This is a genomic window from Pelomicrobium sp. G1, assembly GCF_051905455.1.
Lineage (GTDB): Bacteria > Pseudomonadota > Gammaproteobacteria > Burkholderiales > UBA6910 > Pelomicrobium.
On the sequence record NZ_JBQACR010000012.1, the window covers coordinates 97903 to 122058 of the forward strand.

General features: G+C 66.7%; 25 protein-coding genes and 1 pseudogene. 11 read left to right on the forward strand and 15 right to left on the reverse strand.

What is annotated here, in order from left to right; translation table 11 throughout:
• From ACTFO6_RS12675 to ACTFO6_RS12690, 4 genes are all read right to left on the reverse strand, one after another.
• Entirely contained in the window at positions 1-2184 is a 2184-nt protein-coding gene (locus ACTFO6_RS12675) for a molybdopterin cofactor-binding domain-containing protein (RefSeq protein ID WP_439934813.1), read from the reverse strand.
• A 1-nt stretch (position 2185) separates the two neighbouring features.
• Positions 2186-2644, reverse strand: coding sequence for a (2Fe-2S)-binding protein (locus ACTFO6_RS12680; protein ID WP_439934814.1), 459 nt, complete (start codon positions 2642-2644; stop codon positions 2186-2188).
• Between the two features lie 166 nt (positions 2645-2810).
• Positions 2811-3500: a helix-turn-helix domain-containing protein gene (locus ACTFO6_RS12685; protein WP_439934839.1), complete on the reverse strand. Its 690-nt coding sequence runs from the start codon at positions 3498-3500 to the stop codon at positions 2811-2813.
• 325 nt (positions 3501-3825) lie between these two features.
• Positions 3826-4452 (reverse strand): CoA pyrophosphatase, encoded by a 627-nt coding sequence (locus ACTFO6_RS12690; protein ID WP_439934815.1) that lies wholly within the window; start codon positions 4450-4452, stop codon positions 3826-3828.
• Positions 4453-4659: 207 nt separating this feature from the next.
• Here ACTFO6_RS12690 and ACTFO6_RS12695 point away from each other — a divergent pair, with 207 nt between their 5' ends.
• From ACTFO6_RS12695 to ACTFO6_RS12715, 5 genes are all read left to right on the forward strand, one after another.
• On the forward strand, positions 4660-4905 hold the full coding sequence (locus tag ACTFO6_RS12695) for a hypothetical protein (protein WP_439934816.1): 246 nt from the start codon (positions 4660-4662) through the stop codon (positions 4903-4905).
• A gap of 116 nt (positions 4906-5021) precedes the next feature.
• On the forward strand, positions 5022-6005 hold the full coding sequence (gene pip, locus ACTFO6_RS12700; protein WP_439934817.1) for a prolyl aminopeptidase: 984 nt from the start codon (positions 5022-5024) through the stop codon (positions 6003-6005).
• A gap of 81 nt (positions 6006-6086) precedes the next feature.
• Positions 6087-6446, forward strand: a complete 360-nt coding sequence (locus tag ACTFO6_RS12705) for an ArsR/SmtB family transcription factor (protein ID WP_439934818.1) — start codon at positions 6087-6089, stop codon at positions 6444-6446.
• Positions 6443-6895 (forward strand): ArsI/CadI family heavy metal resistance metalloenzyme, encoded by a 453-nt coding sequence (locus ACTFO6_RS12710; RefSeq protein WP_439934819.1) that lies wholly within the window; start codon positions 6443-6445, stop codon positions 6893-6895. The genes ACTFO6_RS12705 and ACTFO6_RS12710 overlap by 4 nt, the downstream gene beginning before the upstream one ends.
• Positions 6892-7407, forward strand: a complete 516-nt coding sequence (locus ACTFO6_RS12715; RefSeq protein ID WP_439934820.1) for an arsenate reductase ArsC — start codon at positions 6892-6894, stop codon at positions 7405-7407. Before ACTFO6_RS12710 ends, ACTFO6_RS12715 begins: the two co-directional genes overlap by 4 nt.
• Positions 7408-7414: 7 nt before the next feature.
• On the opposite strand, the gene ACTFO6_RS12720 is transcribed toward ACTFO6_RS12715, so the two are convergent.
• Positions 7415-8131, reverse strand: coding sequence for an SDR family oxidoreductase (locus ACTFO6_RS12720; RefSeq protein ID WP_439934821.1), 717 nt, complete (start codon positions 8129-8131; stop codon positions 7415-7417).
• A gap of 31 nt (positions 8132-8162) precedes the next feature.
• Positions 8163-9566: a class II fumarate hydratase gene (gene fumC, locus ACTFO6_RS12725; protein WP_439934822.1), complete on the reverse strand. Its 1404-nt coding sequence runs from the start codon at positions 9564-9566 to the stop codon at positions 8163-8165.
• A 152-nt stretch (positions 9567-9718) separates the two neighbouring features.
• Between fumC and ACTFO6_RS12730 the strand changes: the two genes are divergently transcribed.
• Positions 9719-10150 (forward strand): Hsp20/alpha crystallin family protein, encoded by a 432-nt coding sequence (locus tag ACTFO6_RS12730; RefSeq protein WP_439934823.1) that lies wholly within the window; start codon positions 9719-9721, stop codon positions 10148-10150.
• A gap of 54 nt (positions 10151-10204) precedes the next feature.
• Here the strand turns inward: ACTFO6_RS12730 and ACTFO6_RS12735 are convergent, their stop codons facing one another.
• Positions 10205-11725, reverse strand: a complete 1521-nt coding sequence (locus tag ACTFO6_RS12735; RefSeq protein ID WP_439934824.1) for a fumarate hydratase — start codon at positions 11723-11725, stop codon at positions 10205-10207.
• Positions 11726-11844: 119 nt separating this feature from the next.
• Complete coding sequence (locus ACTFO6_RS12740) at positions 11845-14118, reverse strand: NADP-dependent malic enzyme (RefSeq protein ID WP_439934825.1); 2274 nt, start codon at positions 14116-14118, stop codon at positions 11845-11847.
• 129 nt (positions 14119-14247) lie between these two features.
• Between ACTFO6_RS12740 and ACTFO6_RS12745 the strand changes: the two genes are divergently transcribed.
• The gene (locus ACTFO6_RS12745) at positions 14248-15153 is read left to right on the forward strand and encodes a fumarylacetoacetate hydrolase family protein (protein ID WP_439934826.1); all 906 of its coding nucleotides are present in this window, start codon (positions 14248-14250) and stop codon (positions 15151-15153) included.
• 29 nt (positions 15154-15182) lie between these two features.
• Here ACTFO6_RS12745 and ACTFO6_RS12750 read toward each other — a convergent pair whose 3' ends face one another.
• Positions 15183-15596 carry an ACT domain-containing protein gene (locus ACTFO6_RS12750; RefSeq protein WP_439934827.1) on the reverse strand — a complete coding sequence of 138 codons (414 nt, stop codon included), beginning with the start codon at positions 15594-15596 and terminating at the stop codon, positions 15183-15185.
• A 156-nt stretch (positions 15597-15752) separates the two neighbouring features.
• Positions 15753-16559 carry a ParA family protein gene (locus ACTFO6_RS12755; protein WP_439934828.1) on the reverse strand — a complete coding sequence of 269 codons (807 nt, stop codon included), beginning with the start codon at positions 16557-16559 and terminating at the stop codon, positions 15753-15755.
• 101 nt (positions 16560-16660) lie between these two features.
• On the opposite strand from ACTFO6_RS12755, the gene ACTFO6_RS12760 reads away from it, so the two are divergent.
• The gene (locus ACTFO6_RS12760; protein ID WP_439934829.1) at positions 16661-17122 is read left to right on the forward strand and encodes a DUF6505 family protein; all 462 of its coding nucleotides are present in this window, start codon (positions 16661-16663) and stop codon (positions 17120-17122) included.
• A complete protein-coding gene (locus tag ACTFO6_RS12765) occupies positions 17119-18576 on the forward strand; it encodes an MATE family efflux transporter (protein ID WP_439934830.1) in 1458 nt (485 codons plus the stop codon). The genes ACTFO6_RS12760 and ACTFO6_RS12765 overlap by 4 nt, the downstream gene beginning before the upstream one ends.
• Positions 18577-18579: 3 nt before the next feature.
• Here ACTFO6_RS12765 and ACTFO6_RS12770 read toward each other — a convergent pair whose 3' ends face one another.
• Both ACTFO6_RS12770 and ACTFO6_RS12775 read right to left on the reverse strand, forming a co-directional pair.
• Entirely contained in the window at positions 18580-18954 is a 375-nt protein-coding gene (locus ACTFO6_RS12770) for a cyclophilin-like fold protein (RefSeq protein WP_439934831.1), read from the reverse strand.
• Between the two features lie 50 nt (positions 18955-19004).
• Complete coding sequence (locus ACTFO6_RS12775; protein WP_439934832.1) at positions 19005-19700, reverse strand: transglycosylase SLT domain-containing protein; 696 nt, start codon at positions 19698-19700, stop codon at positions 19005-19007.
• Between the two features lie 396 nt (positions 19701-20096).
• Between ACTFO6_RS12775 and fusA the strand changes: the two genes are divergently transcribed.
• Positions 20097-22142 (forward strand): elongation factor G, encoded by a 2046-nt coding sequence (gene fusA, locus ACTFO6_RS12780; protein ID WP_439934833.1) that lies wholly within the window; start codon positions 20097-20099, stop codon positions 22140-22142.
• A 21-nt stretch (positions 22143-22163) separates the two neighbouring features.
• Here fusA and ACTFO6_RS12785 read toward each other — a convergent pair whose 3' ends face one another.
• Entirely contained in the window at positions 22164-22484 is a 321-nt protein-coding gene (locus ACTFO6_RS12785; protein WP_439934834.1) for a hypothetical protein, read from the reverse strand.
• A gap of 420 nt (positions 22485-22904) precedes the next feature.
• On the opposite strand from ACTFO6_RS12785, the gene lexA reads away from it, so the two are divergent.
• Positions 22905-23507: a transcriptional repressor LexA gene (gene lexA / locus ACTFO6_RS12790; protein ID WP_439934835.1), complete on the forward strand. Its 603-nt coding sequence runs from the start codon at positions 22905-22907 to the stop codon at positions 23505-23507.
• A 4-nt stretch (positions 23508-23511) separates the two neighbouring features.
• Here lexA and ACTFO6_RS12795 read toward each other — a convergent pair.
• Together ACTFO6_RS12795 and ACTFO6_RS12800 are read right to left on the reverse strand one after the other, a co-directional pair.
• A pseudogene (locus tag ACTFO6_RS12795) lies at positions 23512-23637 on the reverse strand (MGMT family protein); the annotation flags it as partial.
• A gap of 414 nt (positions 23638-24051) precedes the next feature.
• Entirely contained in the window at positions 24052-24150 is a 99-nt protein-coding gene (locus ACTFO6_RS12800) for an FCSD flavin-binding domain-containing protein (RefSeq protein WP_439934840.1), read from the reverse strand.
• Positions 24151-24156: the final 6 nt, after the last annotated feature.

Genomic DNA, 24156 nt, shown 5'->3' on the forward strand with positions numbered 1-24156 from the left:
TCAGGCCTCCTTGAGCCGCAGGGGCAGCTTGGTCAGCCGCTTGCCGGTGGCGGCGAAGAGGGCGTTGGCCAGCGCCGGCGCGACGGGCGGCACGCCCGGCTCGCCCACGCCGGTGGGCGGCGCCTCGCTTCTCACGATGTGCACCTCGATCCTCGGCGTCTCGTCGAGCCGCAGCACCGGGTAGTCGTTGAAGTTGGACTGCACCACGATCCCGTCCCTGAGGATGATGGCGCCGTGGAGGGCCGCCGACAGCCCGAACACGATGCCCGACTCCATCTGGGCCCGCACCACGTCCGGATTGACGGCCACCCCGCAGTCCACCGCGCACACCACCCGGTCCACCGAAAAGGTGCCGTCGTCCTTGACCGTGACTTCGACCACCTGGGCCACGAAGGAATGGAACGACTCGTGCACCGCCACGCCCCGGCCCCGGTTCTTCGGAAGCGGGCGGCCCCATCCCGCTTTTTCCGCCGCGAGCTTGAGCACTCCGGCGTGGCGCGGATGCTTATCCAGCAACTGCAACCGGAACGCGACCGGATCTTCTCCCGCGGCGTGGGCCAGCATGTCCATCATCACTTCCGCGGAAAAGGCGGTATGGGTGCTGCCCACACTGCGCCACCACAACACCGGCACGCCGACGTCGACGGTATGCAGCTCCACCTGCAGGTGGGGAATGGCATAGGGCAGGTTGGCGGCGCCCTCCACCGAAGTGGGGTCGATGCCCTCCTTCATCATCCCTTCGAAGGGGGTGCCCTTGAGGATGGACTGGCCCACGATGCGCTGCTGCCACGCCACCGGGCGCCCAGCGGCATCGAGCCCAGCGGCGATCCGGTGCACGTAGAGGGGCCGGTAGTAGCCGCCCCGGATGTCGTCCTCCCGGGTCCACAGGAGGCGGATGGGGGCGCCGAGGGGACGGGTCGCCACCGCCACCGCCACGCCCTCGGCGATGTAATCCGCGGTCGGGTTCGCGTGGCGGCCGAAGGAGCCGCCGGCGAGCAGCGTGTGGATCTGTACCCGCTCCGGCGGCAGCCCCGCGATGCGCGCGGCGATGGCCTGATCTAGGGTCTGGAGCTGGGAGCCGGCCCACACTTCGCACGCTTCACCGCTCAACCGCACCACGCAGCTCAAGGGCTCCATGGGTGCGTGGGCGAGGAAGGGGAACTCGAAGGTGGCCGAGAGCCGTCTGGCCGCGGAGCCCAAGGCTCCCTCGGCGTCGCCCTCTTTGCGCGCCACCGCGCCGGGCTGCTGGGCGAGCTCGGCGTAGCGGCGGGTGAGGGCCTCGCTTCCCCCGGTGAAGGCTTGCGCCTCATCCCATTCGATGACAAGGGCGTTGCGCGCCTGGACCGCCGACCAGAAGTCGGTCGCCACCACGGCGACGCCCTGGGGAATCTCCACCACCGCCTTCACCCCAGGCATGGCCTTCGCTTTCTCCGCGTCGAAGCGCTTCACCTTGCCGCCGAAGCGGGGCGGACGCGCCACCACCGCGGTCAGCATCCCGGGGAGCTTCACATCCACGGCGAAGAGAGCCGCGCCGTTCACCTTCTCGGGACTGTCCTTGCGCGGCACCGGTTGGCCGATCAGCTTCCACTGGGAAGGCGCCTTTAGCTTCACGTCGGCGGGCGGAGGCAGGCTCGCCGCCTTCGCCGTCAGCTCGCCGTAAGAGAAGCGCCGACCGCCCCGCAGATCGATCACGAAGCCCTTCTCCGCCTTGAGCCCTTGAGGGTCCACGTTCCAGGTCCGGGCCGCCGCCGCAATCAGCATCTCCCGCGCCGTCGCGCCCGCCCGGCGCAACTGCTCCCAGGAATTAGCCAGGCTCGTGCTGCCGCCGGTGCCTTGGGCCGCGCCGCCCCAGGCCAGGTTGGCGTAGCGGGTCACGTCCGCCGGGGCGGTCTCCACCCGCACCTGGCTCCAATCCACTTCCAGCTCCTCGGCCACCAAGGTCGGGAGCCCGGTGTACACCCCCTGTCCCATCTCCAGGTGCTTGACGATCACGGTGACGGTGTTGTCGGGGGCGATGCGCAGGAACGCGTTGGGCGCGAACGCCCCGCCGGTGGCCGCGCCCGGGCTTGGCGCGGCGGCCCGGGCCCCCTTCATCGGGAGATGGAAGCCGATGACCAGGCTGCCGGCGAGGGCCGCGGAGCTTTTGAGGAAGGTGCGCCGATCGAGATTCGCGGGCTCGTTCATGTCAGGCCTCCTTGATACCGGCGGCGCGCTTGATGGCGGCGCGGATGCGCGGATAGGTGCCGCAGCGGCAGAGGTTGCCCCGCATCGCTTCGTCGATCTGGGCGTCGGTGGGCTTCGGGTGCTTCGCGAGCAACGCCACCGCGCTCATGATCTGGCCGGATTGGCAGTAGCCGCACTGAGGCACGTCCAGCTCGATCCAGACCTTTTGCACCGGATGATCGGCGTTGCGCGATAGCCCCTCGATGGTGGTGATCCTCTTTCCAGCCACCGCGGACACCGGCGTCACGCACGAGCGGGTGGGCTCCCCCTCCACGTGCACCGTGCAGGCACCGCACAGCGCCATGCCGCAGCCATATTTGGTGCCGGTAAGGCCCAAGTGGTCGCGCAGCACCCACAACAAGGGGGTCGAGGCATCCGCCTGCACGTTGCGCCGCCTGCCATTCACCGTCAAAGCAATCATGGTCAGCTCCTGTTAGAAAAATGTTTCACTTCTCCGGATTCTGCGCCGGCGGGGATCGAACGGGGCCCCCAATGCGTATTTCCTTCGTATGTTGAGAGTGAAGGGCGAGCAGGGGCGCATTATCGCCGAGCAAGGGGCGTGGTTCTTTCACGATCTTGCGCTGTTTTCAGGAACTTGCTCCCGGCAACGAACGGCGGCTGCGGCGGAATTTCTCGGGCGTCGTCCCCAGATGCTTGCGAAACAGCGTGGTGAGATGGCTCTGGCTGGACAATCCCACCGCAGCCGCGATCTCTGCAATTGGATCGTCGGTGGTCTCGAGCAGCATCCGGGCCCGCTCGATCCGGCGCTCCACCAGGTACCGGTGAGGTGATACGCCCACGGACCGCTTGAACGTCCGCAGGAACCCGTACAGACCCAGTTCCGCCACTGCGGCTAGATCCGCCAGGGCGATGGGCTGATCCAGGTGATCGTGGATGAAGTCCAGCACCCGGGCGATGCGCTTGCGCGACAGGTCGGGCCCCTCGCGAAGACACGGCGCCGAGTCCGAGTACCGGCGCACCACGTGCAGCGCCAGGGAAAGCGCCACGCTCTGGGCGAACAGCGGCCCCGCGACGCCGCCCGTCTCCATCTCGTCCACCAGGGCCCGGGCGGCGCCCAGTATGAAGGGATCCCGCACGTTGTCCACCGAACGCCATTGCGTCGGCACGGCAATCCCGTCTCGCTCTAACGCCCGGGCAATCCACTGGGGATCGAGCAGGATGGCGGCGAACTCCATCCAGGCTCCCTCGTACCAGCCCCACCGCTCCCGGTCTGCGGGGACGAAAGAGACGCGACCGGCGAGCTCCGGTCCGTCCATTCCGACCACGCCGTCGGTGCGGGTGACGGTCCGCCGCGTACCCCCCGCGAGCGTCACGTAGATCACGTGCCAGGGCAGCCGCACGACCCCCTCCGCCCTGGGCGCGATATGCCATCGCGCGGACTCCACGATCAGGCCCGGCCATGTCTGGCGGCGCTGGCCGGCGGCGCAACCGCTGTACTTACAGAGGGCGGGCTTGCCTGCGCTGGTGCGCGCGAGCGCCTCGGCAAGGGACCGGGCGAGATAGCCGGCATCGCAGCCGGAGGCGCTTTCTTGCGAATTCATACGGCTCTCCCGTGACGGGCCCCCCAAGCCCTTCGGGCGGTCAGGTCATGAGGGCTCGGTAGAGATTGACGATCATGCCGGCGGTAGCGCCCCAGATGAAGCGCCCCTCGTAGGGCATGGCGTAGTAGCTGCGCTCCCTGCCCCGGTAGGATGACGTACGGCGCTGGTGGTTCGTCGGGTTCATCAGGAACTCGAGGGGCACCTCGAACGCCTCCGCCACCTCGAAGGGGTCGGGATGGAGGGAAAAAGGCGGCACGACGTAGCCCACCACCGGCGTGACAGCGAAGCCGGTCACCGTATGGTAATCGGCCAGGCGCCCGAGAATCCGCACCCGCTCCCGCGGCAGGCCCACTTCCTCCTCGGCTTCCCGCAGGGCTGTTACCTCGGGCGTTGCGTCGCCCGGATCGACCCGGCCGCCGGGAAAGCTGATCTGCCCGGCATGGTCGTTCAAATGGGCGGTGCGCTGGGTGAGCAGCACCGTGAGCCCCCGTTCCCGCTGAACGAGGGGGATCAGTACCGCCGCGGGGATCGGGGCGCCGTTCCCTCGACGCGCAGGATCCGGCGCATCCCCCGGCACCCAATCGGTCCGGGCCCGGGCGACCGCCAGCCGCTCGGCGATTGCCTGGGGCGTCAAGGCCAAAGGGGCTACAGGCGTCGTCCCATCCATGGGAGAAGCAGGGGAATGGACAAGGCCAGGGACTAAATTCTTCCCTCGCCCTGTTTACTATAATGCGGAGCGGAAGCCAGCGCGAGCGCGCGAACGGTTTTTCCGTGCTTCCGCGAAACGGCAGGGAGGGAAGCGCCCTTTGCCTCCCCTCGGAAAGAGCGATCGTCATTCCCTGCACCCTTGACTTTGAACAAGAAGGAGATTCCCATGAAATTCAAGTCCCTGATCGTCGCCCTGGGCCTCGCCTTTGCCAGCGCCAGCGCCTTCGCCTTCCACTGCCCCGCCGACATGAAGGCCATCGACGCAGCCCTGGCCAAGAACCCCAAGCTCTCGGCGGAGCAGATGGCCGAGGTCAAGAAATACCGGGAGGAGGGGGAAAAGCTGCACAAGGCGGGCAAACACCAGGAGTCCGTGGACACCCTGGCCAAGGCCAAGAAGATCCTGGGCATCTGATCGCCCTTCACGCCGCTTCCTTTTCCCGAGACCGCCGGTTGCCGCCGGCGGTCTTCGTATTCAATCCGCGGCTGAGGGCAAAATAAGAAGGAGAACTCAGCCCTTGGAGGCCTCCCGTGGACACCGTGAACGCCGAACGGCTGCGCACCGAGCTCTATCCCGAGATCTCCCCCTACGCCTCCGGCATGCTGCCCCTGGACGACGTGCACACCATGTACTGGGAGCAGTCGGGCAAACCCGACGGGGTGCCGGTGGTATTCCTGCACGGGGGGCCAGGGGCCGGCGCGGTCCCCAACCACCGCCGCTTTTTCGACCCCGCCCATTACCGGATCGTCGTTTACGACCAGCGGGGCGCCGGCCGCTCCACCCCTTTGGGCGAACTCACCGACAACACGACGCCCCTACTGATCCAGGACCTGGAGAAGCTAAGGCGGTTTCTGGATATCGAGCGCTGGTTCGTGTTCGGGGGCTCCTGGGGCTCCACCCTCGCCATCGCCTACGCCGAAGCCCACCCCGAGCGCTGCCTGGGATTGATCCTGCGGGGCATCTTTCTCTGCCGCCCGTCCGAGATCCACTGGTTCCTCTACGGCGTGCGCAACTTCTTTCCCGAAGCGTGGCGCACCTTCGCCGAGTTCATCCCGCAAGCCGAACGGGACGACCTGCTCGCCGCCTACTACCGGCGGCTCACGGATCCCGATCCCGCGGTCCACATGCCCGCCGCCCGGACCTGGAGCGTGTACGAAGGCTCCTGCTCCACCCTGCTTCCCAGCCAGGAAACGGTGGACTATTTCGCCTCGGACGCGGTGGCCCTGGGCCTTGCCCGGATGGAGGCTCATTACTTCGTCCACCGGATCTTCCTGCCCGAGAACGCCCTGCTGGAGAACGTGGAGCGCATCCGCTCGATCCCGGGGGTGATCGTGCAAGGCCGCTACGACGCGGTCTGTCCCATCGTCACCGCGGACGAGCTCGCTCGCGCCTGGCCCGAGGCCCAGTACGTCGTGGTTCCCGACGCCGGCCATTCCGCCTGGGAGCCCGGCATCCGGGCGGAGCTGGTGAAGGCCATGGAGCGCTTCAAGCAGCCCGAGCCCCCGCGTCGATGAGACTCCGCTTGAGGGAATGGTCCTTGCGCTGGGCGGTTGAGGGGGCTTGACTTTGGCAATTATTTTTATAGTATTCGAATCATGGAAATGAAAGCCGCGATCCGGGCTCTTTCGGCCCTGGCCCAGGAAACCCGGCTCACGGTGTTCCGGCTGCTGGTGCAGGCGGGCTTCGGCGGGCTGCCGGTCCACAAGATCGCCGAAGCCGTGGGCGTAGCCGGGCCGACCCTCTCCTTCCACTTGAAGGAGCTCGTCCACGCCGGGCTCGTCCACGGGCGGCAGGAAGGCCGATTCATCTATTACAGCGCCAACTACGCCGCCATGGCCGAGCTGATGGCGTTCCTGTCGGAAAACTGTTGCGGCGGCAGCCCGGAACTCTGCACCCCGGCAGCGGATCGCCGCCCGGCATCGAAACGTCCGCGCAAGGAGGTCGCGAATCCATGAAACGCTTCCATGTCCACGTCTCGGTTTCGAACCTTAAGGAGAGCATCCGCTTCTACTCCGCTCTGTTCGGAGCGCCGCCCGCCTTGGTCAAACCCGATTATGCGAAATGGATGCTAGAGGATCCGCGCATCAATTTCGCCGTTTCCCAGCGCGGCGCGGCGCCGGGCGTGGATCACCTGGGCATCCAGGTGGACAGCGACGAGGAGCTCGCCCAGGTGCGGTCCCAGCTCGAGCGGGCGGCGCTGCCCGTGCGGGACGAGCCGGGGGCGGCCTGCTGCTACGCCCGCTCGGACAAGCACTGGGTGACCGATCCCCAGGGCATCGCCTGGGAAGCGTACCGGAGCCTAGGCACCATTCCCACTTTCAATGATGAAGGCGCCGGCGCGGCGGCGTGCTGCGGCCCTGCCGCGGCGCCGGTGAAGGCAAGTTTCGGCAAGCGCCGCGAGTGAACGGGGAGCGCGCCCTGACCGGCGGAAAATACAACGTGCTGTTCCTGTGCACGGGCAACTCCGCCCGCAGCATCCTGGCAGAGGCCCTCCTGCGGCACCACGGCGGAAGCCGGTTCAACGCCTACAGCGCCGGCAGCCATCCGGCCGGGCGTGTCAACCCCTACGTGCTGGAGTTCCTCGCCGCCCAGCGGCTGCCCACCGAAGGATTGCGCAGCAAGTCCTGGGACGAGTTCGCCCGGCCCGGCGCACCGCCCCTGCACTTCGTGTTCACCGTGTGCGACAACGCCGCTGGCGAAGCCTGCCCCATCTGGCCGGGGCAGCCCATGACGGCCCACTGGGGCGTTCCCGATCCCGCGCCCTACGAAGAGGACCCGGACAAGGCGCGCAAAGCCGTCCGGGACGCCTTCCATCTCCTGAGCCGCCGCATCGGCCTCTTCGTGAACCTTCCCCTGGAGAAGCTGGACCGCCTGGCCCTGCGGCGCCGGCTCGAGGAAATCGGCTGCACGGGCTGAACCCGCTTCACCATGGAATCGGTTGGCGGTCGCGGAAAAAGCCGCCGGTGGGCCCATCGTCCGGCAGAAGAGCCAGCCATACCGGGGTGTCGGCCCCCTCTTCCACCGAGCGGGGTGCGTCTGGGCCGCCCATGTCGGTGCGCACCCAGCCGGGGCAGGCGGCGTTCACCTTGATTCGCTCCCCCTCCAGCTCCGCCGCCAGGATCCGGGTGATCGCGTTGAGGGCGGTCTTGGAGACCCGGTAGGCGGGCGTGCCCGCCCCCATGGTGGCGAGCTGGGCGAGGCCGCTGGAGACGTTCACGATGCGCCCGCCACCCCGCTTCTTCATAAGGGGCGAGAGCGCCTGACAAAGCCTCAGGGCCCCCAAGGCGTTGGTCTCGAGCGCCTGGCGGAAGACCTCCAGGTTGAGGGTCAGGGCCTGCGCTCCCCGCCCCTCCGGCAGGATGCCCGCGTTGTTCACCAGGATGTCCAGGCCGCCGAAGGACCGCTCCAAGGCCCGGGCCAGGGCGTCCACGCTCTCCTGAGCGGTCACGTCCAGGGGCAGGAACTCCACGGAAAGCCCCTGGCGGCGCAGCCCTTCCCAGGCCGCCTTCCCCTTCTCCGGGTCCCGGGCGGTCATGACCACGTGCACGCCCCGGAGGGCGAGCTGGCGGGAAATTTCCAGGCCCAGCCCCCGGTTCGCCCCTGTCACCACCCCGATCTTCGGGCCGCTCGCAGTCCTCATGTCCGGACCTCCTTCTGGACGTGCCCGCCCCTCATTCCGTGTCCCCAAGCCGCCCCACCATGGCCTCGGGCCGCACCCATTCGTCGAACTGCTCCCCGGTCACGTAATCCAGCTCCAAGGCCGCCTGCTTGAGGGTGATGCCCTCCTGGTGGGCGAGCTTGGCGATCTCCGCCGCCTTGTCGTAGCCGATGTGGGGGGCGAGGGCCGTCACCAGCATGAGGGATTCGTGGAGGAGCTTCTCGATGCGCTGCACGTTGGGCTCGATGCCCACGGCGCAGTGGTCGTTGAAGCTCCGAGCGCTGTCCGCCAGCAGCCGCACGCTCTGGAGGAAGTTGTGGATGATGAGGGGCTTGAAGACGTTGAGCTCGAAGTTTCCCGAAGCACCGCCCAGATTGACGGCCACGTCGTTGCCCAGCACCTGGCAGCACACCATGGTCATGGCTTCCGACTGGGTAGGGTTCACCTTGCCGGGCATGATGGAGCTGCCCGGCTCGTTCTCGGGGATGCGGATCTCGCCGATGCCGCAACGGGGGCCGGAAGCGAGCCAGCGCACGTCGTTGGCGATCTTCATGAGGGCGGCGGCCAGGGTCTTGAGCGCCCCGTGGGCGGCCACCAGGGCGTCGTGGGCGGCCAGGGCCTCGAACTTGTTGGGGGCGGAAACGAAGGAAAGGCCGGTCAAGCGGGATAGCTCCTCGGCGCAGCGCCGGCCGAACTCGGGGTGGGTGTTCAGCCCCGTGCCCACCGCCGTGCCCCCAATGGCCAGCTCCGAGAGGTGCCAGCGGGTCGCGTCCAGATGGGCGAGCCCGTGGTCGAGCTGGGCCACCCAGCCGGAAATCTCCTGGCCCAGGGTAACGGGGGTGGCGTCCTGCAGGTGGGTGCGGCCGATCTTCACGATGTCCATGTAGCGCCGGGATTTCTCCGCCAGGGTCTCCCGCAGCCGGTTGACGGCGGGTTTGAGCCGCTCCTCGATCGCCTCCAGCGCCGCCACGTGCATGGCGGTGGGAAACACGTCGTTGGACGACTGGCCCCGGTTTACCTCGTCATTGGGATGGACCAGACGCTCCTGGCCCCGGGGGCCACCCAGGAGCTCGGAGGCCCGGTTGGCCAGCACCTCGTTCATGTTCATGTTGGTCTGGGTGCCAGAGCCTGTCTGCCAGACCACCAGGGGAAACTGGTCGTCGTGTCGGCCTTCGATCACCTCGTCCGCCGCTTGGATGATGGCCTGGGCCTTGCGGGCGTCCAAGAGGCCCAGGTCGCGGTTGACGGTGGCCGCCGCCCGTTTCACCCGGGCGAGGGCCCGGATCAGCTCCAGGGGCATGCGCTCGGTGCCGATGCGGAAGTTTTCCAGGGAGCGCTGGGTCTGGGCGCCCCAGAGGGCCCGCTCCGGCACCCGCACCACGCCCATCGTGTCCTTTTCTTCACGGAATCCGGTCATGGCAATGTTCCATGTAAAATCAAAGTGATAAGCTCAAACCCGAGTCCCTGCCCGAGGACTTGATGAAGCTTGCCGCCGACCCTATATAGGTCATCGAGAGCATTTTCTTCTTTGGGCGTGAAAGGTTAGACATAGGTGAAGGAGGTGAAAATATGGCGAACCTGATTCGTTTCGATCCCTTCGAAACCGCCGTCGATAACCTGTTCCGCAGCTTCTTGCGTCCCACTCTGCTCGACTGGGACACCCAGCGCACGGTCCGGGGGGTCATCCCCATGGACATCTGGGAGACCGATAACGCCTACGTCGTGATGGCGGAGCTCCCGGGGGTTCGCAAGGACAACATCAACGTGCGGGTCTTCGACAACCAGCTCGTGATCGAAGCGGAGGCGGTACAAGAGAAGCAAGCCGGTGAAGAAGCCAAGCAGCTCCTGGGCGAGCGCACCTATGGCAAGTTCAGCCGGTCCATTATGCTGCCCACCGAAATCGATTCCGAGCATGCCGAGGCCAAGCACGAGGATGGGGTTCTGCGCCTGACGCTGCCGAAGAAGGCGGACAGCATCGCCAAGCGGTTGACCGTCCAATAATAGACTTTCGGCCTGCTGCCGTTGAAAAAGCCCGCGGAAAGCGGGCTTTTTTATTCAAACCGTCGCGGCCACCGGGATCTTGCCGATCTTCGCCCGCCATTCGGCGGGGCCGGTAGCATGCACCGAGCGGCCTTCCGCATCCACCGCCACGGTGACTGGCATGTCCTTCACCTCGAACTCGTAGATCGCCTCCATCCCCAGGTCGGGGAAAGCCACCACCCGGGCGGCGCGGATCGCCTTGGACACCAGGTAGGCGGCCCCGCCCACGGCGATACAGTAGACCGCCTTGTGCCGCTTGATGGCCGCGATGGCCTCGGGCCCTCGTTCCGCTTTCCCCACCATGCCGATCAGCCCCGTTTTCGCCAGCATGGCGTCGGTGAACTTGTCCATGCGGGTGGCGGTGGTTGGGCCGGCGGGGCCCACCACCTCGTCCCGCACCGGGTCCACGGGCCCCACGTAGTAGATGAAGCGGTTGGTGAAATCCACCGGCAGCTTCTCCCCGCGGCTCAGCATGTCGGTCAAGCGCTTGTGGGCCGCGTCCCGCCCCGTGAGGAGCTTGCCGGAAAGAAGCACCCGCTCCCCGGCGCGCCAGGCGAGGATGTCCTCCCGGGTGATGGTGTCCAGGTTCACCCGGCGAGCGCCTTGGACCCCCGTGAGCTCGATCTTAGGCCACAGGTCCAGGCTGGGGGGCACGAGCGCCACCGGCCCCGAGCCGTCCAGGACGAAGTGGGCATGACGGGTGGCGGCGCAGTTGGGGATCATGCCCACGGGAAGCGACGCCGCATGGGTCGGATAGTGCCGGATTTTCACGTCCAACACGGTGGTGAGACCCCCGAGCCCCTGGGCGCCGATCCCCAGGGCGTTCACCTTCTCGTAGAGCTCGAGCCGCAGTTCCTCGATCCGGTTCTTGGGCCCCCGTGCCTGGAGCTCATGGATGTCGATGGGCTCCAGGATCGCTTCCTTGGCCATCACCATCGCCTTTTCGGGCGTTCCGCCGATGCCCAGCCCCAGGATGCCCGGCGGACACCAGCCGGCCCCCATGGTGGGCACGGTCTTCAGCACCCAGTCCACGATGGAATCCGAAGGGTTCAGCATGGTGAACTTGGCCTTGTTCTCCGAACCGCCGCCCTTGGCCGCCAGAATCACTTCCACCGTGTCCCCTGGCACCACCTCCATGTGGATCACCGCCGGGGTATTGTCCCGCGTGTTCTTCCGCTCCCCTGCCGGATCTGCCAGGATAGAAGCGCGCAGCACGTTGTCCGGATGGGTATAAGCGCGGCGCACGCCCTCGTTCACCATGTCGGCCACGCCCATGGTGGCGTCCCAACGCACGTTCATGCCGATTTTGAGGAACACCACCGCGATGCCCGTATCCTGGCAGAGGGGACGGTGTCCTTCCGCGCACATGCGGGAGTTGACCAGGATCTGGGCCATGGCGTCCTTGGCAGCGGGCGAAGCCTCCCGCTCGTAGGCTTCGGTCAACGCCTTGATATAGTCAGCGGGATGGTAGTAGGAGATGTACTGGAACGCGTCGGCGATGCTCTGGATAAGGTCTTCCTGCTTGATGACGGCCATGATCGGTCCCCAGAGAGCGGCCGCTCCCGGCCGCGAAGGAAAAACGAAGAAGAATCGAGACTGCTATTTTACCCCATCGCCCCGGGCCGCCGCCCGCCTGGATCTGGGACCGGACGGCCTCAACGCTTGATGGTCTCTACCACCAGCAGCGCCGTCATGTTGATCAGCCGCCTGACCGTGGCGCTCGGGGTGAGGATGTGCACCGGCATGGCCGCCCCGAGGAGGATGGGCCCCACGGTGATGCCGCCCCCCGCTGCCTGCTTGAGCAGGTTGAACGAGATGTTGGCCGCTTCCACGTTGGGCATGATGAGGAGATTGGCGGGCCCCTTGAGCTTGGAGTTGGGGAACACCGCGAGGCGGATCTCCTCGGACAGGGCCGCGTCCCCGTGCATCTCCCCTTCGCACTCCAGCGCCGGCGCCATGCTCTCGAGCAGCTCCCGGGCGCGGGCCATCTTCGCCGCCGATTCGTCCCGCACGCTCCCGAAGCTGGAGTGGGACAGCAGCGCCACTTTGGGGGTAACGCCGAAGCGGCGCACCTCGTCCGCCGCCATGAGGGTCATCTCGGCGATCTGCTCCGGGGTAGGGTCCTTGTTGATGTAAGTGTCGCACAGGAACAGGGTGCGCTCCGGCAGCATGAGCAGGTTCATGGCGGCGAAGATCTTGGCACCCGATCGCAGCCCGATCACGTTCTGCACGTAGTACAGGTGCAGCAGGTAATGGGCGAAGGTGCCGCATAGCATGCCGTCCGCGTCCCCCTTGCGCACCATCATGGCCCCGATCAGGGTGCGCCGCCGGCGCATCTCGATCTTGGCGTACTCGGGCGACACGCCCTTGCGCTCCATGATCCGGTGGTACTCGGTCCAGTAGTCCCGGTAGCGGGGGTCGGAGTCCTGGTTCACCAGCTCGAAGTGCTCCCCGGGCCGGATGCGCAGCCCCAGCCGCCGGATGTTCATTTCGATCACCTCCGGCCGGCCGATCAAGATGGGCCAAGCGAGCCGCTCGTCCACCACCACCTGCACCGCCCGCAGCACCCGCGGGTCTTCCCCCTCGGCGTAGACGATGCGTTTGTCCGGAGCCGCCTTGGCCGCGGCGAAAATGGGCTTCATCACCAGCCCGGAGTGGTAGACGTACTGCTGCAGCTCGGCCTTGTAGGCCTCGAAGTCGGCGATCTCCCGGGTGGCCACCCCGCTCTCCATCGCCGCCTTGGCCACGGCGGGGGCAATCTTGAGGATCAGGCGGGGGTCGAAGGGTTTGGGGATGATGTACTCGGGCCCGAAGGCCACGTCCTGCTCGCCGTAGGCGCTGGCCACCACGTCGGACTGCTCCTGCTCGGCCAGCTCCGCGATGGCCTGGGCGGCGGCGAGCTCCATCTCCCGGGTGATGGCGGTGGCGCCCACGTCCAGCGCTCCACGGAAGATAAAGGGGAAGCAGAGCACGTTGTTGACCTGGTTGGGGTAGTCGGAGCGGCCGGTGGCGATGATGCAATCGGGCCGCACCGCCTTGGCCTCCTCCGGCATGATCTCGGGGACCGGGTTGGCGAGGGCCAGAATGAGGGGCTTGTCGGCCATGCGCTTCACCATCTCGGGCTTGAGCACCCCGCCGGCGGAAAGCCCGAGAAAGACGTCCGCCCCCTGGATCACCTCCGCCAGGGTGCGAGCCTCGGTCCTCTGGGCGTAAATCGCCTTGTAGGGGTCCATCTCCTCGGTGCGCCCTTGGTACACCACGCCTTTGATGTCGGTCACCCAGATGTTCTCGCGCTTAAGCCCCATCGCCTCCAGAAGCCCCAGGCAGGCAAGGGCGGCCGCCCCCGCGCCCGAGGTGACCAGCTTCACCCGGCCGATGTCCTTGCCGACGATCTTGAGCCCGTTCCTCACCGCCGCGCCCACGATGATGGCGGTGCCGTGCTGGTCGTCGTGGAACACCGGGATCTTCATCCGCTCCCGGAGCTTGCGCTCGATGTAGAAGCACTCGGGGGCTTTGATGTCTTCCAGGTTAATGCCGCCGAAGGTGGGCTCCAGGGCGGCGATCATGTCTACCAGCCGGTCCGGATCGCTCTCGGCGAGCTCGATGTCGAACACGTCGATGCCGGCGAACTTCTTGAACAGCACCGCCTTGCCTTCCATGACGGGCTTGGCCGCCAGGGGCCCGATGTTGCCAAGCCCGAGCACCGCCGTGCCATTGGTCACCACGCCCACCAGGTTGCCCCGGGCAGTCAGGTTGCGCACCTCGGCGGGGTCCTCCTGGATGGCCAGGCAGGCGGCGCTCACTCCGGGGGAATAGGCGAGGCTCAGATCCCGCTGGTTAATGAGACCCTTGGTCGGCGCGATGGAGATCTTGCCGGGCTTGGGCAGGCGGTGATACTGGAGCGCGCTCTGGCGCAGTTGGTCGTCCATTCCTTCTCCCGGCATGGGGTCGCGAGGGCGAAAATTATATACTGGCCGCCGTTCGGCTTCTGAGAACCGCCGGCGGCGCCGGTGGTAAACTTCGACTACGAACCCCTTTCACTTCAGCGAAGCTTGCCCTTGAAACTCGTCACCTTCACCCGTCCCGAAGACGCCGAGCCCCGCATCGGGGTGCTCATCGACGAGACGACTGTGCTGGACGTGCTCGACGCCGCCCAGGCTCTGGGCGTTCGTCTTCCTTTCGACCCCTGGGACATGGTGTCGCTGATCGCTGCGGGCGACGGGGCCCTGGCGGCGCTTCGCGGCCTCTCCGGCACCGGAGAGGGGCAGCTTCCCCTGTCCCGAGTGAAGCTCCTCGCCCCCATCCCTCGACCGCGCAAGAACGTGTTCTGCGTAGGCTGGAACTACCTGGAGCACTTCGAGGAGGGGGAGCGCATCCGCCAGAGCGGGCAGCAGCTTCCGGACCATCCCGTCTTCTTCAGCAAGGCGGTGACCGCCATGATCGGCCCCCACGACCCGATTCCCTACGACCCGAAGGTCACCACCCAGCTCGACTGGGAGGTGGAGCTTGGCGTAGTGATCGGCCGGGCCGGCAAGAACATTCCCGAAGCGCGGGCCATGGAGCATGTGTTCGGCTATACGGTCGTGAACGACGTGTCGGCCCGGGACCTTCAGCGAGCCCACGGGGGTCAGTGGCACAAGGGTAAGAGCCTGGACGGCACCTGTCCCATGGGCCCGGCCATCGTTACCGCCGACGCTCTGGACCCCAACGGTCTGCGGGTCATGACCCGGGTGAACGGGGTGGTCAAGCAGGATTCCAATACCTGCCATCTCTACTTCAAGATCCCGCGCCTGATCGCCGAGCTGTCCCTGGGCATGACCCTGGAGCCCGGGGACGTGATCTCCACCGGCACCCCCCAGGGCGTGGGCTTCGCCCGCACACCGCCCGAATTCCTCCGGCCCGGCGATCTGCTGGAGACGGAAATCGAGGGAATCGGGGTATTGCGCAATCCCGTGGCGGCCTGAACCGCGGGACACCCCTCATCCCGCCGGGGTCACTTCACCCCTAGGACCTTGGAGGCCTTGGCCACGTCCCTGGGCTTGACCCAGAACATGGCCCCATAGCGTCCCTCGCCGGCGGAGACCGCATCCAGGGCGGTGATGTTGATCCCGGCCTCGGCAAGCTTGCCGATCACGTCGTAGATGGCGCCCACCCGGTCCTCCCCCTGGACTAGGAACACGGTCTTCTTGTCCCCCAGCTTCCACTTGAGCTTGCGGGCCGCCGCCTTGAGCTTGGCCGTGTCCTCCGGGATGAAGTCGATCTGGGCGCGCCGGGCACTGGGGAAGCCGGTGAAGCCGAGCAGGTTGACCCCCGCCTCCTTGAGGGCTTTCAGGTGATTGGCCGCCTCTCCGGGCTTGTCGGCCACCTGCATGGAAAAGTAGTCCGCCTTGCGCACCACGTCGGCCATAGCCTCCTCCTCGAGGAAATCGACCCCCTATGCTCTACGTATAGCAGACCCGCGCCCAAGCGCCAAAGGGTCGGCCGCGAAAGGGGCATTCGGCGGGCATGAAGGGCTGGCTTCGGGGAGAGGAACGCCCACCGGGAAGCTGCTTTCCTCCGTCCGCTAGGCGGCGCGGGCCCGCCGCCTCTGCCCTGCCGCCTGCTTGCGCCGAGCTTCCAGCTCGTCAAACAGGGCCACGAATTCCCGGGTAAGCTTGTGCCGGGGGGCGAGCTCGATCAGGGGCCGCGCCGCCTGGTGGGATTCCCGCACCTTGACCGAGGCCGACAAGCGGGATTCCAGCACCGGGAGCCCCTCCTGCCGGAGCTCCTCCACCAGCCGCTGGGGCAGCGTGGCCCGGGGCTGGAACTGATTGACGATGATGCCCTCCACCGTGAGGCCCGGATGGTGGTCGTCCCGGATCTCGCTCACCGCCTCGAGAAGGGCGTACAGGGCCCGGCGGGAGAAGTCGTCGCAGTCGAAGGGGATGAGGCAGGCATCGGCGGCGATCAGGGCCGAGCGGGTATAGAAGTTGAGGGCGGGGGGCGTGTCGATGAAAATGGCCTCATACTCCAGGGTGGCCAGGGCCTCCCGCAGCTTGTAGATCTTGTAGCGGGACTCCAGCTTCCCCTGGAGATGTTCCAGCTCCGGATGGGACGGCATCAGGTCCAGGCCGGCGAAAGGCGTGGGATGGGCGAATTCCGCCGGCGGCTTGCCGTAGAGGCTGAAGGAGAGCACCTGGTCGAAGAAGCGCGCGAGATGGAGCTCCACGGCGCCGGCTTCCTGGCCGAGAAGGTACTGGGTGGAGTTGCCTTGGGGGTCCAGGTCCACCACCAGGGTCTTGTAGCCGCGGCGCGCGCAAATGGCCGCCAGGTTGCAGGTGATGGTGGACTTTCCCACGCCGCCTTTCTGGTTGAAAATTACGCGCTTCATCGCTCCTCCTCCCCGGTCGCAGTACCGGCCGCTATTAGACCATAGTTGATGCGGCGCACAAAGGCGCCCTGGGACCTTTTTTCCCAACGGAAGCCCGACCGATGAAATTTCTCAAGGCCGTGCGGCTCGACGCTTCGGACGAGAAAATCTTCGCCCCGGAAGGCGCAGCCGAGGACGGGGAGTGGCTCACTTCGGGCGGTTTCGCCGTGTGCGACCTGAGCGGCGGTCAGCACCGGCGCCCCCACTGCCATTGCCTGGACTCCTTTGTCGCGGTTGGAAGCCTCAAGCGCTGTACCATCGCCGAAGTGACGCAGATCGGCGAGCCCGAGTACCGACAAGTCGTCGAGCGCATGGTCAGGTTCTTTATGGACGGCCTGGGTGCTCCCTCGGAGGAAGCCGCCCGTGAGGTGGCCGAGGAGGAGGCCGCTTATACGGCCCAGCTCTGCGAAGGTTTCGACACAGGGGTTTGGATCACGGTAAGCCGCGAACCCAACGAGCAGGGACTGGGCGAGCACTATCGGGTCTATCCCCGGCTGATGATCGGCGCCCACAAGCTGCGATGAAGCCGGCCCCGCCCAGGGACGGCGCGGTCGAGCCCCTTCCGGGCCCACTCTCCCGGTTGCCCGCAGTGCGGTTCGACGCCGCGGGCCGCCGCCATGTGGATCTACAAGCGGTGGGGCGGCTCGCCGTGCCCCTGGCCGCCAACAGCGCCCTGCAGGCGGTGCTCAATCTCACCGACACCTGGTTCGTTGGGCGCCTGTCCACAGACGCCACCACCGCCCTGGGGGCCGTGCATTTCCTGGTGATCGTGTGCTTCCTGGTAGTGGGCGGCACGGGCCTTGCCGTGCAACCCCTGGTGGCCCAGGCCTACGGCGCGCGCCGGGAGCGGCGCGCCTCCCAGGCGGCATGGCTGGGGATGTGGGGGACCCTCTGCGCGGTGCCCGCCTTCGTCGGCCTAGCCTTCGCCGGAGCGGGAATCCTGGGGCCCCTCGGGCTTCCGCCGTCGATCCATGCCCTGGCCCTGGACTACTGGTCCCCCCGATTGTTGGGCGCCCCCGTCGGCGTGCTGTTGTGGACGCTCTGCGCCTTTTTCAACGGCATCGGCCGCACCGGGGTCACCCTGACCCTGATGGCCGTGGTGGCCGTGCTGAACGTGCCCCTCAACGAGCTTCTGATCTTTCGCCTCGAACTCGGCATGGCCGGCGCCGCCTGGGCCACCTCTATAGCCATGGCGGCGGGGGCGGTCCTGGCGCTGGCGGCGTTTCTCTCCCGCCCGGTGCGAGACGAATACGCGAGCCACCTCACCTGGCGGCCCCGCTGGCACGGCATCGGGCGGCTCCTCGCCCTGGGGCTTCCCACCGGCCTCCTGCCGGCCGTGGAGATCGCCGCCTTCTGGCTATTCCAGGTGATGATGGCGCGCCTCGGCCCGGTGGACGGCGCTGCCAGCCAGATCGTGATGGCCCTCACCTCCCTCGCCTACATGCCGGTGGTGGGCCTAGCGCTGGCGGGCACCACCCTGGTGGGCCAGTCCATCGGCGCCGGCGACAAGGCATGGGCCGCTCGCGTGGGCGACACTACCATCACCCTCGCCGTGGGTTACATGGCGGCGGTGGGCCTGGCTCTGGCACTCTCCGGCCCCTGGCTGATCCCCCTGTTCGTGAACGCCGCCGATTCGAACGCGCCAGAGGTGGTGCGGCTGGGCGTGGTGCTGATGTGGATCGCCGCCGGTTACCAGATCTTCGACGGGATTAACATCGGCGCGAGCTTCTGCCTGCGGGGGGCGGGCGACGTGCGCGTTCCCACGGCCCTCATCACCGTGCTCGCCTGGGCGGGCTTCATTCCTGCCGTGCACGTCATCTCCTTCGCCCCTGGACAGGGCTGGATCGACGCTCTGCCGGCCTGGGGATGGGGCGCCGTGGGGGGCTGGCTCGCCGCCCTGCTCTACATCGTCGCCGCCGGCCTCACCCTGTTCGCCCGCTGGCGCTCCGGAGCGTGGCGATCGATCCGGCTTGCCTAGCGGTCAATCCACGCGGACTACGGTGATCTCGTCCCCGTCGCTCACGCCCGCAAGCAGCCTAGGGTCGTCGTCGAGCTTGCCGAGAACGTTGACCTTGGTGACCAGTCTGCACTCATTGCCCCGGGAAACGGGGGTTGGCCCGAAGGGGAGGGCGAGGGAGCTCCCCTCCACCCAGAAGCACACGGTGCCCGGATCCACGACTTGCCGCGCGTTGGGCTCCAGGGCGGCCCGCACCGGGAGGCTGAAATAGACTTCGTCGCCCCAGGTGTTGGCCGAAGAGCGCGCCGGCAGGGCGGCGAGGACTTTCTCGGACGTGGGTGTCGCGTCCAGGGTGGCGGTGACGCTGCCCCCGGGCCAGGAAATGCGGATGCGAGCCATGACCAAATTTTAACCCCGCTCCGCCCGCCGGGAAACGGTTTTCGCCGCGTTTACGCTTTGACCTGGGCGACGATGCGTTGCAGGCGCCGCTTCTCCGACAACACCCTCGTCGGGTAGCGGTTCGCCTCGTCCCAACTGGAACCGTTGTAGAGCTTGAGCGCCTCCGTGAGGTCCCCGGTGCGCTCGAAGTACTCCCGCAGGATCTCCGCCCCCACGCGAATGTTGATTTCCGGCTGCAGCACCGCCTCCTCGCCGCCGCGGGGCTCCAGCTTGTCCAGGTGATAGCGGGGGATAATCTGCATGAGCCCCTTGGCGCCGGCCACGCTCTCGGCGATGGGGTTGAAGCGGGACTCGACGGCCATCACCGCCAGGATGAGCAGGGGATCCAGTTGCAGCTCCCGCCCCGCGTGGAAAGCGGCGGAAACTAGCTGCCGCGTCGCCTCCTCCGCCACCTGGTAACGGCGGGAGAGAAAGACGGTCAGGGCGTCGATCCTGGCCCCATCGGCGACGAGGCTTTTGGCCCGCCGGAAAGCCCCTGGCGTCGAGTCCTCTGCCGCTTCCGCGGCGTCGTCCAGGACCGCCTGGCCCTCGAGATGGGGCCGCAGGTCGGCCAGGGCCCAGACGGAAAGGGGATAGGCGGGATGGGAAAACAGCGCCGCAATGAACAGCAGCGCAAACCAATTGGCATGGAGCCGCTCCCGATCGGCCCACGGGCCGCTCCGGAGCGGGGAGTGCGGGTTTGCCATGACAGCAATCCTCCTTTAGATCGCGGCGCCGGCGGCTCTCCACCCCACCGGGTTTTAGCCATAGCCGGCGCACAGGTCGTTACCTTGCTCGGGTAACCGGTTCGCTCCTTCGTGTTTCTTCCCCAGCGCCGTGGCGCGGCGCCATGTTCTCCTCGACACTGAAACGGCCACCTCAGTGGCCGTTTGCTGCATTGCAGCATAACTATTTTACTGGTTAGTTTCCTCCCCAGTCAAATGAAAAATTTCATTGTTTTTTTATGAGGATGGATTTTTTCCCGGGCGCTTCTCGGACGTTTGCCACGCCCGCAAGGGGGCGTTGCGACCCCCGGAACCCCTCCCCTATACTCGGACGAAAGATCGCCCCCGCGGACACGACACTAACCTTGGAGGAGGCCCATGGCCTTGATCACGACAGAAGCGATCCGTGCCGTGGCCCTGGTGGGACACGCCGGCGCCGGGAAAACCACCCTGGCGGAAGCCCTGCTCTACCGGGCCGGCGCGATTCCGGCCATGGGTTCCATCGAGCGCGGGACCACGGTCTGCGATTTCGATCCCCTGGAAAAGCAGCACCAGCACTCCCTCTACTCGGCGGTGGCCCACTTCGAGCACCAAGGCACTCGCATCCACCTCATCGATACCCCCGGCTACCCCGATTTCCTCGGCCAGGCCATCAGTTGCCTGCCTGCGGCGGAGACGGTGATCGTGGTGGTCAACGCCCAGACGGGTATCGAACTCACCACCACCCGGATGATGAACTGGGCCGCCCGGCGCAGGCTTTGCCGCATGATCGTGGTAAACAAGATCGACGCCGAGAACACCGACCTACCGGCCCTCCTCGACGCCCTGCAGGAGACCTTCGGCAAGGAGTGCCTGCCCATCAACCTGCCCGCCGCCGGCAGCACGAAAGTGGTGGATTGCTTCTTCAACCCGGCGGGAGAATCGGATTTCTCCTCCGTCGAGCAAGCGCACCGGGCCCTCATCGACCAGGTGGTGGAGGTGGACGAGGAGCTCATGGCCCTGTATCTGGAGCAGGGGGACATCGATCCCGAACAGCTCCACGCGCCCTTCGAAAAGGCGCTGCGGGAGGGGCACCTGGTCCCCATCTGCTTCGCTTCCGCCCGCACCGGCGCGGGCGTTCCGGAGCTGCTGGAAGTCTTCGTCAAGCTCCTGCCCAATCCCGCGGAGGGTAACCCCCGCCCCTTCATCAAGGGCGAGGGGCCGGAGGCGGAAGAGTTCCGCGCCGTGCCGGACCCGGACAAACACGTGGTAGCCCACGTGTTCAAGGTGAGCGTGGACCCGTTTGTGGGCAAGCTGGGCGTGTTCAAGGTGCACCAGGGCACCATCACCAAGGACTCCCAGCTTTTCATCGGCGACGCGAGGAAGCCCTTCAAGGTGGGCCACCTGTTCATGCTCCGGGGCAAGGAACATATCGAGGTGGAGCGCTGCATCCCCGGCGACATCGCCGCGGTGGCCAAGGTGGAGGAGATTACCTTCGACGCCGTGCTGCACGACCATCACGACGAGGATCGCATCCATTTGCAGCCCCTGGAGTTTCCCAACCCGATTTACGGGCTGGCCATCGACACGGTCAAGCGGGGAGACGAGCAGCGGCTGTGGGACGTGCTCGCCAAACTCGCCTCCGAAGACCCGTGCCTCAAGGTGGAGCGGCTGATGAGCACCAACGAGACGGTGGTGTGGGGCCTGGGCGAGCTGCACCTGCGCACCCTGCTCGAGCGCATGACCACCCAGTACAAGCTGGAGGTGAAGACCCATCCGCCGCGCATCGAGTACCGGGAGACCATCACCGCGCCGGCGGAGGGCCACCACCGGCACAAGAAGCAGACCGGCGGCGCGGGCCAGTTCGGCGAAGTCTTCCTGCGCATCGAGCCCCTGCCCCGGGGCGCGGGCTTCCAGTTCGTGGACGAGGTGAAAGGCGGCGCGATCCCGTCTCAGTTCATCCCGGCGGTGGAAAAGGGCGTGCAGCAAGTCATGGAATCCGGCGCCATCGCCGGCTACCCTATGCAGGACGTGCGGGTCGTGGTCTACGACGGCAAGACCCACCCGGTGGACGGGAAGGAGGTGGCCTTCATCACCGCCGGCAAGAAGGCGTTCCTGGACGCGGTCATGAAGGCGCGTCCCATCGTGCTGGAGCCCATTGTGCGCATCGAGATCACGGTCCCGGAGGCCAACATGGGCGACGTCGCCGGCGACATCGCCTCCAAGCGCGGCCAGGTCACCGGTACCCAGTCCGGGCGCGGCGGCATGGTCACGGTCTCCGGGCTCGTGCCTCTGTCCGAGCTCAACAACTATCAATCCCGGCTCAAGTCCTTGACCGGAGGCGCAGGCTCCTACAGCGTGGAGTTCAGCCACTATGAGCCGGTGCCGCCCAACGTTCAGCAGCAGCTCGTCGCCCAGCACAAGGCGCCGGCGGCGGAGGATTGAAGCCGGCCCCGCTCGCCCGCCTCAGCGGGCGAAGGGCGCCGCGTCCTCGATACGGGTGAGCAGGGGCAGCTCGCCGCGCTTCGCGCAGGTGGCGATGAAGTCCGCCCGCCCCATGGCCCGGTGGGTATCCCCCTCCAGCACCCGGGCGTTGAGCGCCTCGTAGTGCTCGGCGCGCTCCCCCAGAAGGGCGGCGAACAGCACTTCCAGCTCCCACGGGTCCACCTTGAGGCGGCCGAAGGGGTTGCCGTCTTCCGCCGGCGTCCAGAAGAGGCGCGGCTCCCAGTTGCGGGCGCGAATTTCCGGCCGCTGGTACCACTCCTTGAGCTTCTCCTCCAGAGACATGCCCGACCCTCCTTGGTCAGTGGTCACTTTTCCGTAACCTACGCATCAAAAAAGGAAAACGGGTTCTCCACAGATTCTGTGGATAACATTGTGGAAAAAGCCTTTTTTACGGCGCGGATGCCCTTGCGCCGGCTCGATTTTTGCCGCCCTGAACATGATTTAGGCACCCATTATCACGCAGCGAAATCAAATAATTAGATTTTTTCTGGCGCCGTTGCAAGACGACCGCCCAGCGCCGGTCTTAGCCGTCTGCGAGACGGTGGATAGTTCCCCTGCAAGCGCTTGACAGGGAAGCTCGGTTGTGGGCCGAACGGCGCATCGGGCAAGTCCCGTTTGCTGCGCGAAACAACGCGCCCGCCCTTGCGGGTTTCCCGGTTTCGTCTATGATCTCGCCTGGATATTTATACACAATATCAGGGTATGGACGAACTCACCCCGCGGCAGGCCGAGATCCTGGAATGGATCCGGGAATTCATGGAATTTACGGGCCTCCCCCCCACTCGGGCCGAGATGGCCGAGGCCCTCGGTTTCCGGTCGCCCAACGCGGCGGAAGAGCATCTGCGAACCCTGGCACGCAAGGGAGTCATCGAGCTGTTGCCGGGCGCTTCCCGCGGCATTCGGCTCAAGCTACCCGTAGGCCTGCCGGTAGTGGGACGCGTGGCCGCCGGCTCGCCAATCCTCGCCGCGCAAAACATCGAGACCCGCTACCGCATCGACGGCCAGGTGTTCAAGCCCCGAGCCCACTACCTGCTCCGGGTGCGGGGCATGAGCATGCGGGATGCCGGTATCCTGGACGGGGATCTCCTGGCGGTGCACCGCACCCGCGAGGTCCGCTCCGGCCAGATCGTGGTGGCCCGCCTCTACGATGAGGTGACGGTGAAACGCTTCAAGCGCCGCGGCCGGGAAGTGGTGCTGTTGCCGGAGAACCCCGAGTTCCCTCCCATCCCGGTCGATCCCCGCTCCCATTTCTTCGCCATCGAAGGGATCGGCGTGGGAATCATCCGCAACGAAAAGCCGTTCTGATCCGTTAATCCCGGGAGGAAACCGTGCTTACGGTTTTCTCCCCCTCGATCAGGGCGCGTTTGCACTCGACGCCCCAGCGGTAGCCCCGCAGCCGTCCGCCGGCCCCGACGGCCCGATGACAGGGGGATGGCGAGGGCGACCGATGTCCCGAGCAGGATAGCGCTGACGGAGATCAGAAACGTGACCAAGAGCAGGTTCGTCGCTCCCAATCCGACGACAGGCGCTGTCCGGTGGCGTGGAGCAGCCCGATAAAGACGACCGCGGCAAGCCCGACGCGGTCCCATCGGCTTGATCGGCGTTGGATTCCCTATCGCAGCCTCCAGCTCGACAAGCTGGATCCAAGCTTAAGGCCGCGGCGAGGTTGCTGTACTCCGCTTCTTGCGCTGCAATTGCCGAGCGTCCTCAAAATGCTTGACGACCCTCGGCCCTCTCCCCGCCGGGAGAGGGGGCAGGACTGCGGTAAATGGTTTGTCAACCATTTAGTGTAAGCTTAATAAAATGCCCGCCTTCCGGCGGGCGTCGAGAGGCGCGAAGCCGCTTCGCCTCAGCCGAGCATATCGTTCCAAATGTTCTGGCCCCAGGCCCAGGCGTACTGGGCTTCCAGCTCGTTGCGGGCGCTGGACAAGCCCCCTGCCCCCTGCACGGTGAC